This is a genomic window from Mycobacterium parmense, assembly GCF_010730575.1.
Lineage (GTDB): Bacteria > Actinomycetota > Actinomycetes > Mycobacteriales > Mycobacteriaceae > Mycobacterium > Mycobacterium parmense.
This window is the reverse complement of sequence record NZ_AP022614.1, coordinates 3,784,130-3,796,568: the sequence shown is the minus strand read 5'-3', so window position 1 is coordinate 3,796,568 and position 12,439 is coordinate 3,784,130. Positions and strand designations below refer to the sequence as shown.

Sequence of the window (12,439 nt, the reverse complement as noted above, 5' to 3'; positions counted from 1 at the left end):
CGCTCAGCTATGTTCTGGTAGTTCTTCAAAAGCCTTCTCAGCCAACGAATCTCAAGTCGGGTATGGTGCCGCTGGCCACCAGTGCGACGTAGAAGTCGGTGACCATCAACGTCCCGAGCGTGATCCACGCGTACAGCTTGTGCCGGGTGTTGATCTTGCTCACCTGAGTCCAGATCCAGTACCGCACAGGGTGTTTCGAGAAGTGCTTGAGCCGACCACCGGTGATGTGCCGGCACGAATGGCAGGAGAGCGTGTAAACCCAGAGCATCACCACGTTGCCGAGCAGGATCAGGTTGCCCAGGCCGAAGCCGAATCCGCCCGGTCCGCTGTCGGAGTGGAACGCGACGACGGCGTCGTAGGTGTTGATGACCGAGATGATTGCGGCCACGTAGAAGAAGTAGCGGTGGCTGTTCTGGACGATCAGCGGGAGCCGGGTCTCACCCGTGTAGTGCACGCGGGGCTCGGCCACCGCGCACGCGCTGGGCGACTGCCACACCGTGCGGTAGTAGGCGCCCCGGTAGTAGTAGCAGGTCAATCGGAACAGCAGCAGGAAGGGCAGCGTCAGCGCCGCGTACGGCAGCCACCACACGTTCGGCAGGACCTGCGGCCAGAACTCGCTGGCTTCCTTCGCGCAGCCGGTGCTGACGCACGGCGAGTAGAAGGGCGTCAGGTAGTGATATTTCGGAACGAAGTAGTTGTCCTGCATGAACGCCCGCACCGTGGCGTAGATGACGAACGCCGCGAAGCCGAGGTCGATCCGCAGCGGCGACAGCCACCACCGGTCGGTGCGTAAGGTCCGCTGCTGAATGCTGGCACGCGTGGGTGAAAAGACACCGGACGCAGGACGGTTCGCCGTGGGTGCGCTCATCAAGTGTTCCTCTTCGAACAGGGCTGTTGCTCGAAGGGTACACAGACAGAACGCCCCCTGTTCCGGGGGGCTTGGGTTGTCAGGACCTGCTGTGACCCCCGACACCCTCGTCGTCGACGTCGCGCCAGAACTCGGTGTCGTACTGGGTGTCGGGAATGAGGATCCGCTCGCCGGACTGCTGCACGGTGGCGCGTGCCAGGTCCAGTTCGGACAGGTCGGAATCGAGCAATTCGACGTCGGACAAGATCCGGTCGGCGTCGATGACGATGCGGCGCATCGCGGGGCTGTCACCGTAGCGGGCCCGCAGCGAGCGCACGCACCTTCGCAGTCCGCCGATGAGGTCGTGAAGCTCGGCGAGTTCAGCCGTGTCTGTAGTGCCGGACAACGGATCTCCTTGCCAGATGGGGCCGGAAGCGGGCCGGACGGTGTTTCGGATCACAGTACGCCCCCGATACTATCCACGGCGTGACGGATCACACCGCGTTGGCGGCCCGCGCCGCGGCGCTGCTGGCGTTGCACCGGCCCGGTGACCCGGTGGTGCTGCCGACCGTGTGGGACGCCTGGTCTGCGCGGCTGGCCGTCGATGCGGGCTTCGCCGCGCTGACCGTGGGAAGCCATCCGCTCGCCGATTCGATCGGCAAACCCGACGGCGAAGGCATGTCGTTCGACGACGTGCTGGCCCGCGTCGGGCAGATCACCGCCGCGGTGAACGTGCCCGTGTCGGTGGACATCGAATCCGGCTACGGCCTGCCGGCCGCGCGGCTGATCGACGGCCTGCTGAGCGCGGGCGCAGTCGGGCTGAATATCGAAGACACGGTGCACTCGGAGGGAAAGCGGCTGCGGACTTCGGGCGAGCATGCCGAATTGGTGGGTGCGCTGCGGTCGGCCGCCGACGCGGCGGGGGTCCACATGGTCGTCAACGCCCGCACCGATGTGTTCCTGCGTCGGGACGGCGATGACTCGGATCGCGTCGACAGGGCGGTCGCGCGACTTCGGGAGGCCGCCGCGGCCGGTGCCGACGTGTTGTACCCGGTGGGCCGCCACGACCCGGACACGTTGCGGCGCTTGACTGCCGAGCTGCCGCTGCCGGTCAACGCGATCGCGGCCCCCGACCACGACGACCCGGCGTCGTTCGGCCCGCTGGGCGTCGGCCGGATCAGCTTCGGCCCCTTCCTGCAGGCCGCGCTGGCCGGCCGGGTCCGGGAAGTGCTTGCGCGTTGGGGCTAGCGGTGCGCTGTATCCCGAAAGCTGTTGGCCTTCAGTCGAAAACGAGTTCGAACAGCCCGACCGACAGATCCGGCGGAGCTCGCCACCCCGCCGGATCCGACCGGATGTCGCCGCGTTACTTAGTGATCGCGATGCGCTGGGCCTGCGAGCCGGCGTAGGCGCCGGCGACCCGTACCGTCAACACGCCGGCGTCGTAGGAGGCCGAGACGGCCTCGCCGGTGACGTGCGCCGGCAATTGAAACGACCGGCGGAACGATCCGTAGCGGATCTCCCGCAGGGTGCGGCCACCGGCCTCCTCGGCGTGCTCGTCACGGTGCTCGCCGTGGATCACCAGGCGGCCCCGGTCGACTTCCACGTTGACGTCCTTGTCGACGTCGACGCCCGGAAGCTCGACACGCACCACGGCGTCCTCACCGTCTTTGACGATCTCGGCAGCGGGCCGCAAACCGCTGCTCACCGGCTTGTTCCAGTCGGCCGCCGCGGCGGGGCCGAAGAAGTCGCGCAACCACCGGTCCGTGTCCCAGGCCGGTCGCGACCACAATGCGAGGTTGCTCATGGGGCTCTCCTTTGCTTCCTTGAACTTCGTTGTGAATTAGCTGTGACCGGCGCACTACCGGCCTGCTGTCTGTACAAACTTGAGCCCACCAGGCTAAAGTTCCACCTCGCGGTTCACTGGGAGCGAACGAATTCTCACAACTGCTCCTGTGAATTGTGAGATCCTGGTCATAGCTGCGTCACATTGGGCGCAATCTCGGTAATTTCTGGCCGCTACCCTCAAAGGCATGACTGCAGACGGGATTTCGCGCGCTCACTGTGCGGTCCGTCACATCGTCGTAGTCGGACACGGCATGGTGGGGCATCGGCTGGTCGAGGCACTGCGTGCGCGTGACGCCGGGGGGGCATGGCACATCACGGTTCTCGCGGAGGAGGCGGACGCGGCATATGACCGCGTGGGCCTGACCTCTTACACCGAGAGCTGGGACAGGAAGCTGCTGGCGCTGCCCGGGAACGACTACGAGGGTGATGACCGGGTCCGGTTGCTCTTGAACGCGCGGGTCACGGAGATCGACCGCGCGTCGAAGTCGGTGGTCACCTCCGACGGGGAACGGCACAGCTACGACACCCTGGTGCTGGCCACCGGGTCGTACGCTTTCGTGCCGCCGGTGCCGGGCCACGACCTGCCGGCGTGCCATGTCTACCGCACCCTGGACGACCTCGATGCCATCCGCGCCGACGCCCAGCGCACGGCGGCAAGCGGCAACACGCCCGCGGGCGTCGTGATCGGCGGTGGCCTGTTGGGGCTGGAGGCGGCGAATGCCTTGCGCCAGTTCGGCTTGGAGACGCACGTCGTCGAGATGATGCCGCGGCTGATGGCTCAGCAGATCGACGAGGCCGGCGGCGCGTTGCTGGCCAGGATGGTCGCTGACCTCGGCATCGCGGTGCACGTCGGAACGGGCACCGAAGCCATCGAAGCGGTCGAACACGCCGACGGCTCGTCGTCGGTGCGGGTGCGGCTGACCGACGGGGACGTCGTCGACGCCGGCCTGGTGATCTTCGCCGCCGGCATCCGCCCGCGCGACGAACTCGCGACGGCCGCAGGGCTTGAGCGCGCCGAGAGGGGTGGCGTGCTCACTGACTTAGCCTGCCGGACAAGCGATCCGGACATCTACGCGATCGGTGAGGTGGCCGCGATCGAGGGCCGGTGTTACGGCCTGGTCGGGCCGGGTTACACCTCGGCCGAGGTGGTGGCCGACCGGGTGCTCGGGGGTGCCGCGGAGTTCGGCGAAGCGGACCTGTCGACCAAGCTCAAGCTGCTGGGTGTCGACGTGGCCAGCTTCGGCGACGCGATGGGCGCGACCGAGAACTGCCTCGAGGTCGCCATCAACGATGCGGTGAACCGGACGTACGCCAAGCTGGTGCTGTCCGACGACGCGAAGACCCTCCTCGGGGGCGTGCTGGTGGGCGACGCCTCGTCGTACGGGGTGCTGCGGCCCATGGTCGGCAGCGAGCTGCCGGGCGACCCGCTGGCGTTGATCGCCCCGGCGAACTCCGGTGGCGGAGCGGCGCTGGGTGTGGGGGCGTTGCCCGACTCGGCTCAGATCTGCTCGTGCAACAACGTCACCAAGGGCGACCTCAAGTGCGCGATCGCGGACGGCTGCGCCGACGTGCCCGCCCTCAAGTCGTGCACTGCGGCTGGCACGTCGTGCGGTTCGTGCGTGCCGCTGCTCAAGCAGCTCCTGGAATCCGAGGGCGTGGAACAGTCGAAGGCGCTGTGCGAGCACTTCGACCAGTCGCGCGCCGAGCTCTTCGAGATCATCTCCGCCACCGAGATCCGCACCTTCTCGGGCCTGGTGGCCCGCTTCGGCCGCGGAAAGGGTTGCGACATCTGCAAACCCGTGGTGGCGTCGATCCTGGCCTCCACCGGCTCGGACCACATCCTGGAGGGCGAGCAGGCCTCGCTGCAGGATTCCAACGACCACTTCCTGGCGAACATCCAGAAGAACGGCAGTTACTCGGTGGTCCCGCGGGTTCCCGGCGGCGACATCAAGCCCGAGCACCTGATCCTGATCGGTCAGATCGCTCAGGACTTCGGGCTTTACACCAAGATCACCGGCGGCCAGCGGATCGACCTGTTCGGCGCCCGCGTCGACCAGCTTCCGGAGATCTGGCGGCGGCTCGTCGACGGCGGCATGGAGTCCGGCCACGCCTACGGCAAGGCATTGCGCACCGTCAAGAGCTGCGTGGGCACCGACTGGTGCCGCTACGGGCAGCAGGACTCGGTGCAGCTGGCCATCGATCTGGAACTGCGCTACCGCGGCCTGCGCGCGCCCCACAAGATCAAGATGGGCGTGTCGGGCTGCGCACGCGAGTGCGCCGAGGCCCGCGCCAAGGACGTGGGCGTGATCGCCACCGAGAAGGGCTGGAACCTCTACGTCGCCGGCAACGGCGGCATGTCGCCCAAGCACGCCCAGCTGCTGGCCGGTGACTTGGATACCGCCACGCTGGTGCGCTACGTCGACCGCTTCCTGATGTACTACATCCGCACCGCCGACCGGCTGCAGCGCACCGCACCCTGGGTCGAATCCCTCGACGGCGGCCTCGATCACGTGCGCGAGGTCGTGTGCGACGACTCGCTGGGCCTGGCAGCCGAATTCGAGGCCGCCATGGAGCGGCACGTGCAGAACTACAGCTGCGAATGGAAGGGCGTGCTCGACGACCCCGACAAGCTGTCGAGGTTCGTCTCCTTCGTCAACGCCCCGGACGTCGTGGACTCGACGGTGGAGTTCACCGAGCACGCCGGGCGCAAGATACCCGTGTCCATCGGCATGCCGCGGGTCCGCACCCAGGTTCAGGAGGGATGATGACTCTTCTCAACGACGTTGACGTGTGGACGACGGCGTGCGCCTATGACCGGTTGATCCCGGGCCGGGGTGTGGGCGTGCTTCTCGACGACGGCTCGCAGGCGGCACTGTTCCGCCTCGACGACGGGTCGGTGTATGCCATCGGGAATGTGGACCCGTTCTCGAATGCGGCGGTGCTCTCGCGCGGGATCGTCGGGGATCGCGGCGGGCGAGTGGCCGTGCAGTCGCCCATCCTCAAGCAGGCGTTCGCGCTCGAAGACGGCGTCTGCCTGGATGATCCGGACGTTTCCGTCCCGGTCTTCCGGGTCCGCGTCACGCCCGAGGGCATGGTCCAGGTCGGCCGCGCCACCGCGTGAGCCGCGGCGGACGCCGTCAGGTGATGTCGCCGACGAGGTAACGCTGCATCGTCGGGCCGATGGCGTCGACCAGGGCATCCACCGACATCGAGTGCAACGGCTCGGAGCGGATGCCGTAACGCATGATGCCGAGGCCCACCAGCTGAGAGGCGCACAGCGACGCACGTGTGGCGGCCTTGTCGGCACCCAGGACCTTCAGTATCGGGCCGAAAACGGGTCCGATGAACATGCCCTGCACCATCTCCGCGGTCTTGGCCATTCCCGTCGACGCGACCGCACTGGCCGCGAAGGGGCCGCCACCGGCCGCATCCCACGTGGTGATCAGCATGTGCAGGGTCCGGCGACCCACCTGGTTGACGCCCCCGGTGACGATCCGGTCGATGAATTCCGGTGTGCCGAAAGGCAGCCGCAGCATCTTCGCGACCGGGTCAAGGAGCCCACGCGCGGGCTCTTCGCGGCGAGGCATGGTGTCAGGATTGCCGGTGATGCGGCAAAGATCAAGCGTGGCGGGCCGGAAAGCGTCGACGGGAATATCTGCGAGCCGCGGCCCGATCAGGCGACCAGGCGGTCGCTCCGCCGGGGCATCGCCCGGCGGAATCGGTCGGCCACGAGCCGTGCCAGCCCGCGATGGGCACCCAGTGGTTCGCTGACCAGATCCGCGCCGCAGCAACGCAGCTGCTCTTGGAAGAGGCCGTCGGCCAGCAGGTAGGAGGCGACCACGACGCGGCCAGTGCCCGCTCGCCGCGCCCCGGCGACGATCTCGCTCAATCCGCCGGAGCCGGCGAACCCGAGGGTCACACGCGACCCGGTCAGCGCCGACAGCAGCGTCGCGGTGGTGTGCAGGTCCGATCGTGCCAGGTCGTCCGAAGTACCCGCCGACGCGAGAACCACCGAATCACCTTGCTGCCAACCACATTTCGCGACCTGATCCGCCAAGATCCGCGCAATCTGGCCGCCCGGTCCCAACGCGGGTGCGACGACGACGTCGGGGTGGCCGCTGGCGGCGACGTGGGCGGGCAGGTCTTTGCGGACGTGATAACCCCGCGACAGGAAAGCCGGCACCACGATCGCCGGTCGTCCGGTCGCCCTCGACTGCGACAGTAGGTCACCGGGCGTGGGTCCCAGAACGTCGACGAACGCTACCCGCACTGTGGTGCCGAGGAGCGTGCCGACCTGAGCGGCGAGGTCGCTTATCGTGGCGACGCCACCGGGGCGGCGGGTGCCGTGCGCGACCAGGATCAGTTCCATGCCGGCCCTCGCGGGTAGTCGATGGCCAACCTGTAACCTCGCTTGACGACCGTCGCCACGATGTTCTTGTCGCCCAGCGCCGTTCGCAGACGCAACACCGCCGTGTCGACGGCGTGTGGGTCGTTGCTGTTTCCGGGCAGCGCGCGCAGCAGGTCGCCGCGGGCGACGACGTCCCCCGGACGTTTGGCCAGCGCCCGCAGGATGCCCATGCCCGATGGCGACAACACCTTGATCGTGCCGTCCACCACCACGCAGGTTCCGCGGATGTCGACGGTGTGGCCGGCGGCCCGCACGGTGCACGAGCCCAGTTGCGGTAGTTCTTCGGCGACGTGACGGGCCAAGGCGCCCAGGCGCATTCGCTCCGGCGCCGACGTGGGAACGCCCTTGCGAATCAATGGCTTGGAGGTCACCGGACCCACGCACATCGCGTGCACGTCGGTGCGCAGAGACTCCAGCAGCTGGTCTTCGATGCCCAGCTCGCGACCGCGTTCCAGCACCGCGGCCGCCGCGGGTGCCGATGTGAACGTGACCGCGTCGAACTGTCGCGCCGCGATCCCGGTCACCAGCTGGTCGAAGATGCCCCCGAGGGGCGTCGGCTTCCAGCGGTACACCCGAACCGGCACCACTTCGGCTCCCGCCAACCGCAGCCCACCCAGGAACTCCGGGAAGGGATCCCAGGCGTCGGCGGCGCCGTGCAGCTGAACCGCGACGCGCATCCCGGACACGCCGCTGTGCAGAAGGTATTCGAGCACCTCCTGGGAGGATTCGGATTCCGGGGACCACTCCTCGCGCAGGCCTGCGGCGCGCAGCGCGCCGGTCGCCTTGGGTCCGCGCGAGACAACCCGGGCCGACGACAACGCTTCGAGCAGTTGGTTGTTCAGGCCCCAGCCCTCGGCGGCGGCCAACCAGCCGCGAAAGCCGATGCCGGTGTGTGCCACCAGGATGTCGGGTGGCTGGGCGATCAATGCCCGGGTGTTGCAATGTAGTTCGTCGTCATCGGGCAGCGCGATCATGTTGATCGCGGGCGCGCTGCACACCTCCGCACCCTGGCGGCTCAGCAGCGCGCACAGCTCCTCGGAGCGCCGAGCCGACGTCACCGCGATGCGGTAACCGGTCAGCGGCGCTGATTCTGGCTGGCCCATGTCACCTGTGTATGCCCACTAGATTTCGATTGCGTTACCTGGCAATTGCTTACGCATTGCCCGCTTGCCACTGCAGCCGGGTCATACCCGTGCGGGTTCCGATGGCGCCTGTGTTCCGGGCGCGGCCGCGGTATCCGCGACCCGCCGGCGCACGTACCTCAGCCAAGTCACGACCGCGGCCGCCACGTAGAACGCCAGGAATGCCCAGAACGCCAGCGTATCGGTGCCCGTGCTGATGTAGGACTGGCGCAGCGCGAGGTTGATGCCCACGCCGCCGAGGGCGCCGAACGCCGCAACGAATCCGATCACCGCGCCCGACGTCGCCTGCGACCAGCGGCGCCGCTCGGCTTCGTCGAGCCCGAGCCGGTGGCTGCGCGCGTCGAACACCGACGGGATCATCTTGTACACCGAGCCGTTGCCCAGCCCGGCGAGGATGAACAGGATCATGAAGCCGCACACGTAGCCGGCCATGGTGGCCGTCGTAGTGAGGCCCGACGAGTGCTCGTCCTGGGTGCTGATGGCGACCAGGAATCCGGTCACGAGTGCCATGCCGGCCAAGACCGCCAGGGTGACGCGGCTGCCGCCGACCCGGTCGGCCAACCTGCCGCCGTAGATGCGGGCCACCGACCCGAGAGCGGGCCCGATGAACGCGAACTCGGCGGCATGCAACGAGGCCTGGGCGTGGGTCTGCCCGGTGCCGACGAAGTTGATCTGCAGGACCTGGCCGAAGGCGAAGGAGAAGCCGATCCACGAGCCGAAGGTGCCCAGGTAAAGCATGGCCAGCAGCCAGGTGTCGCGCTCGGAGAGGATTGACCGCAGGTGACTCGTGTCGTAGGTCGCGTGGTCCAGGTTGTCCATGTAATGGGCCGCGCCCACGGCGACCGCCGTCAGCAGCACCAGGTAGAGCCCGCACACCCAGTACGGCTGACGGTGTCCGGCGATGGCGAGCACGAGCAGGCCGACCAGCTGGATCATCGGCACGCCGAGGTTGCCGGCGCCGGCGTTGAACCCCAGCGCGAAGCCCTTGCGGCGGTGCGGGTAGAAGGCATTGGTGTTGGTCATGGACGCGGCGTAATTGGCCCCACCCATCCCGGTCAGCGCGGCGCACACGAGATAAGGCCACAATGGCAGGCCGGGGTGGGCCAGCAGCCAGATGGTGCCGACGGTCGGCACGACCAACACCACGACCGAGAACACCGTCCAGTTGCGTCCACCGAACGTCGCGATGCCCAGCGAATAGGGGATCCGCAGGCATGCCGCGACCAGGGTGGCGGTGGCGCCCAGCAGAAATTTGTCGGCTGCGGAGAACCCGTAGACGCTCTGCGGCATGAACAGCGCCATGACCGGGAACAGGGTCCACACCCCGAAGGCGATGTGATCGCAGGCGACGATCCAGAGCAGGTTGCGCCGGGCGATCCTGTTGTTGCCGCCTTCCCAGGCCGCTGCATCTTCCGGATTCCACTCAGCGATGCGATGGTTGCGACCCATGCGGTGTTCACCTCTCCTGGACAGGTCTTTGCCCGTAGGGGCCATGGTGTGGCGCCCTGATCCGGCGACGTCGTCGTCGCCGACCTTCGTGAACGCTCAGCGCGTTCGTCGTCAGGTCAAGTCTTCGTGCGCTCGCGATTCCCGCCAGGCCGAGGGGCATGACTGCTGGCCGGAGCGCAACCACTGTCAGCGCCAAACCGATTGACGCACAACCACATTACCCCATCGGGCCGTACCACTGTGCCGGCCGAACCGGGAGCGTTCGGGCCGGCCGTCAGAACCCATGACGTACCTTCCGAGGTCCCGTGCGAATTGGGGCGCCCCGCCGTAATTTGATGTTCACATCGAGGACGTTGGCCAGTCAACTCATTTGGCGGCATAACGCCTGTAAGTTGAGTCCCGGTTATCTGGTAAAACCCTGAGAGACAGTCGGATTCATCGTGTCCGGGTGAGGGGGCGTCGGCCGGAACACGCGACGCGGCCCAATGTAATCTCCGCCACACTTATCGGGATTGCGGGGTGGATGCCTCGTTCGTCGTCACCAGACGTCGCCGGCGCGCCAATCGCAGTACAACTCGGCGGAGGTGTCCAACGGCGTTGTGACGGGAAAGACGACCACCGAGTCGTCGTCGTCCGCGGTGCGGGCCGGACCGGTGGGGGCCAGCACCCCGGTGGGCCCGTGCCACGGCAGCCACCCGCGGCCCGTGTACACGCGTTGCGCCGCCGCGGTAGAACTGGCCGCGCCCACCTGGTAGGCGCCGCGGATCACCTGCTCGACCCCGTCCAGCAGCGCATGGGCCCGGCCCTGGCCGCGGCAGTCCTCGCGCACCGCGAATGCCTCCACATAGCCGCAGCGCAGTGCGGTCCCGCGGTACACCAGTCGGCGTTGGACCACCGCGGCATGCGCGATGATCGCGCCATGGCGCCAGATGAGGGCGTGCATGCCGCCCAGTGCGTGCTCCCAGTCGTCGTCGGTGAAGTCCCCGTCGAACGCGCCGGTCACCATCTCGTGGACGCGTTGCCGGGTCTCGCCGTCCAGATCGGCGGTGTGGACCAGGCGGGCGGTGTGGACCAGGGCGTGCACAGTCCTTGTCTACCAGTTAGGAAGAGGACTGGCTCGCGGTGTCCGACCCGGATTGGGCGCCCACCAAGGACCTGGGCCGCGACCAGTGCAGTCTTACCGGCTGGCCGGGACGCACCTGGGCGATCTTGTCGATGTCCTCGTCGACCAGCACGCCGACGACAGGATAGCCGCCGGTGACCGGATGATCGGGACCCAAGATGACCGGTAAACCGTTGGGCGGCACCTGGATTGAGCCGCTGGTGGCTCCCTCGCTGGGCAGCTGACGGTCCGGGAAGCGGTACTGCAGGGGGCGGCCGGCCAGCCGCATCCCCACCCGGTCGCTGCGGTCGGATGCCACCCACTCGGTGTGTACCAGGGCGTCGGGGTCGGTGAACCAGTCGTCGCGGGGGCCCGGCACCGCGAGCAGTTCGACAAGGTCACCGGTGATCGCGGCCACCGGTGCCTGGTCGAGCTCGGGGTAGTCGTTGGTGTGCTCGCCGACCGGCAACCGGTCACCCGGCTTCAGCGGCGGCGGGCCGATCCCCGACATGGTGTCGTAGCTGCGTGAGCCCAGCACGGGCTCGACGCCGACGCCGCCGCGCACCGCGAGGTAGGTCCGCAGCCCGGCGAACGGGGCGCCCAGTGCGATCACCTGACCGTCGCGGACATGGTGAATACTGTTGGTGCCGAACTTGATTCCGTCGACGGTGGGCTCGGCGTCGGCGCCGGTGACGGCGATGTCGACGGCTCCGCCCCGCACCCGCGCGGCGAATCCGCCGAACGTCACTTCGATGGTGGCGCGGTCGTCGGGATTGGCGAGCAGCCGGTTGGCCAGTGTGTGGGCGCGCCGGTCGGCGGCACCGGATCGGCTGACGCCCAGGTGGGCCAGCCCCGGCCGCCCGAGGTCCTGGATGACCGCGAGCGGCCCGGTGCGCAGGATTTCCAGTGTCGCCATGGCCGATGCTCCCCTCAGGCCGCCCTGAACTGGACCCACATGCCCTGCGTCAGCAGCGCGGGGACCGGCCGCGCGAGATCCCACAGGACCGCGTCGGTGCGTCCGATGAGTTGCCATCCGCCGGGTGAGCGCCGCGGGTACACCGCGCTGAATTCGCCGGCCAGGGCCACCGACCCGGCCGGCACCGAGGTCCGAGGCTCGCGGTGGCGCGGCACCCGCAGCCGCGGGTCGCCCTCGACCAGGTACGCGAAACCCGGTGCGAATCCGCTGAATCCGACCCGCCACAGCGTCGAGGTGTGGGCGTCGACCACTTGTGCCGGAGTGAGTCCGGTGTGCGCGGCGACCTCGGCGAGGTCGGGCCCGTCGTAGGCGACGTCGATCACCACGTCGGCGCGCCGGTCGGCGGGGGCCGCCTCCTGGGCGGTGACGCGCATCGCGCGGAGGCGCCGGCGGACGACTCCCTGACGGCGCGGCCCGTCGAGCTCGACCAGTACCGTGCGTGCGGCGGGCACGATGTCGACCACGCCGGGCAGCGCCGCGGACTCCAAGGCGGCCACCCACGCCAGAACCTCTGCGGTGCTGCCGCATTGGACCATCAGTGCCCGGTCGCCGTAGTCCAGGACGGTGTTGCCGACGAGTCCCGTCGGCAGGTCCGCTGACATATCCGTCACGCTCATTACTCGACGGTAACCCCGCGACCCGCGGCGGGGCGAGGGGATCTCCGGGGATT

General features: G+C 68.3%; 13 protein-coding genes. 3 read left to right on the top strand and 10 right to left on the bottom strand.

The window, feature by feature from the left end; all coding sequences use genetic code 11:
- Positions 1–37 precede the first annotated feature (37 nt).
- Positions 38–868: a hypothetical protein gene (locus G6N48_RS17595; protein ID WP_085271445.1), complete on the bottom strand. Its 831-nt coding sequence runs from the start codon at positions 866–868 to the stop codon at positions 38–40.
- A gap of 79 nt (positions 869–947) precedes the next feature.
- On the bottom strand, positions 948–1,253 hold the full coding sequence (locus G6N48_RS17590) for a hypothetical protein (RefSeq protein WP_085271459.1): 306 nt from the start codon (positions 1,251–1,253) through the stop codon (positions 948–950).
- 80 nt (positions 1,254–1,333) lie between these two features.
- Between G6N48_RS17590 and G6N48_RS17585 the strand changes: the two genes are divergently transcribed.
- Positions 1,334–2,095: an isocitrate lyase/PEP mutase family protein gene (locus G6N48_RS17585; RefSeq protein ID WP_085271446.1), complete on the top strand. Its 762-nt coding sequence runs from the start codon at positions 1,334–1,336 to the stop codon at positions 2,093–2,095.
- 115 nt (positions 2,096–2,210) lie between these two features.
- On the opposite strand, the gene G6N48_RS17580 is transcribed toward G6N48_RS17585, so the two are convergent.
- A complete protein-coding gene (locus G6N48_RS17580) occupies positions 2,211–2,651 on the bottom strand; it encodes an Hsp20/alpha crystallin family protein (RefSeq protein ID WP_085271447.1) in 441 nt (146 codons plus the stop codon).
- Positions 2,652–2,877: 226 nt separating this feature from the next.
- Between G6N48_RS17580 and nirB the strand changes: the two genes are divergently transcribed.
- Together nirB and nirD are read left to right on the top strand one after the other, a co-directional pair.
- Positions 2,878–5,457, top strand: a complete 2,580-nt coding sequence (gene nirB / locus G6N48_RS17575; RefSeq protein ID WP_085271448.1) for a nitrite reductase large subunit NirB — start codon at positions 2,878–2,880, stop codon at positions 5,455–5,457.
- Positions 5,457–5,813, top strand: a complete 357-nt coding sequence (gene nirD / locus G6N48_RS17570) for a nitrite reductase small subunit NirD (RefSeq protein ID WP_085271460.1) — start codon at positions 5,457–5,459, stop codon at positions 5,811–5,813. The genes nirB and nirD overlap by 1 nt, the downstream gene beginning before the upstream one ends.
- Before the next feature lie 16 nt (positions 5,814–5,829).
- Here nirD and G6N48_RS17565 read toward each other — a convergent pair whose 3' ends face one another.
- From G6N48_RS17565 to G6N48_RS17535, 7 genes are all read right to left on the bottom strand, one after another.
- Positions 5,830–6,279 (bottom strand): TetR/AcrR family transcriptional regulator, encoded by a 450-nt coding sequence (locus G6N48_RS17565; RefSeq protein ID WP_085271449.1) that lies wholly within the window; start codon positions 6,277–6,279, stop codon positions 5,830–5,832.
- Between the two features lie 86 nt (positions 6,280–6,365).
- Positions 6,366–7,061 (bottom strand): sirohydrochlorin chelatase, encoded by a 696-nt coding sequence (locus G6N48_RS17560; RefSeq protein ID WP_085271450.1) that lies wholly within the window; start codon positions 7,059–7,061, stop codon positions 6,366–6,368.
- Positions 7,052–8,203: a uroporphyrinogen-III synthase gene (locus G6N48_RS17555; protein WP_085271451.1), complete on the bottom strand. Its 1,152-nt coding sequence runs from the start codon at positions 8,201–8,203 to the stop codon at positions 7,052–7,054. Before G6N48_RS17555 ends, G6N48_RS17560 begins: the two co-directional genes overlap by 10 nt.
- 81 nt (positions 8,204–8,284) lie before the next feature.
- Positions 8,285–9,691: a nitrate/nitrite transporter gene (locus G6N48_RS17550; RefSeq protein ID WP_085271452.1), complete on the bottom strand. Its 1,407-nt coding sequence runs from the start codon at positions 9,689–9,691 to the stop codon at positions 8,285–8,287.
- A 538-nt stretch (positions 9,692–10,229) separates the two neighbouring features.
- Complete coding sequence (locus G6N48_RS17545; protein ID WP_085271453.1) at positions 10,230–10,775, bottom strand: GNAT family N-acetyltransferase; 546 nt, start codon at positions 10,773–10,775, stop codon at positions 10,230–10,232.
- 16 nt (positions 10,776–10,791) lie between these two features.
- Positions 10,792–11,709, bottom strand: coding sequence for a 5-oxoprolinase/urea amidolyase family protein (locus G6N48_RS17540; RefSeq protein ID WP_085271454.1), 918 nt, complete (start codon positions 11,707–11,709; stop codon positions 10,792–10,794).
- A gap of 14 nt (positions 11,710–11,723) precedes the next feature.
- Entirely contained in the window at positions 11,724–12,386 is a 663-nt protein-coding gene (locus G6N48_RS17535; protein WP_085271455.1) for a 5-oxoprolinase subunit B family protein, read from the bottom strand.
- Positions 12,387–12,439 lie beyond the last annotated feature (53 nt).

Excerpts from the sequence above, each read along its gene's own strand:
- G6N48_RS17550 (WP_085271452.1), bottom strand. The coding sequence starts at position 9,691 with ATGGGTCGCAACCATCGCATCGCTGAGTGGAATCCGGAAGATGCAGCG.
- G6N48_RS17595 (WP_085271445.1), bottom strand. The coding sequence starts at position 868 with ATGAGCGCACCCACGGCGAACCGTCCTGCGTCCGGTGTCTTTTCACCC.
- G6N48_RS17565 (WP_085271449.1), bottom strand. The coding sequence starts at position 6,279 with ATGCCTCGCCGCGAAGAGCCCGCGCGTGGGCTCCTTGACCCGGTCGCG.
- nirB (WP_085271448.1), top strand. The coding sequence starts at position 2,878 with ATGACTGCAGACGGGATTTCGCGCGCTCACTGTGCGGTCCGTCACATC.
- G6N48_RS17560 (WP_085271450.1), bottom strand. The coding sequence starts at position 7,061 with ATGGAACTGATCCTGGTCGCGCACGGCACCCGCCGCCCCGGTGGCGTC.
- G6N48_RS17535 (WP_085271455.1), bottom strand. The coding sequence starts at position 12,386 with ATGAGCGTGACGGATATGTCAGCGGACCTGCCGACGGGACTCGTCGGC.
- G6N48_RS17580 (WP_085271447.1), bottom strand. The coding sequence starts at position 2,651 with ATGAGCAACCTCGCATTGTGGTCGCGACCGGCCTGGGACACGGACCGG.
- nirD (WP_085271460.1), top strand. The coding sequence starts at position 5,457 with ATGACTCTTCTCAACGACGTTGACGTGTGGACGACGGCGTGCGCCTAT.
- G6N48_RS17540 (WP_085271454.1), bottom strand. The coding sequence starts at position 11,709 with ATGGCGACACTGGAAATCCTGCGCACCGGGCCGCTCGCGGTCATCCAG.
- G6N48_RS17555 (WP_085271451.1), bottom strand. The coding sequence starts at position 8,203 with ATGGGCCAGCCAGAATCAGCGCCGCTGACCGGTTACCGCATCGCGGTG.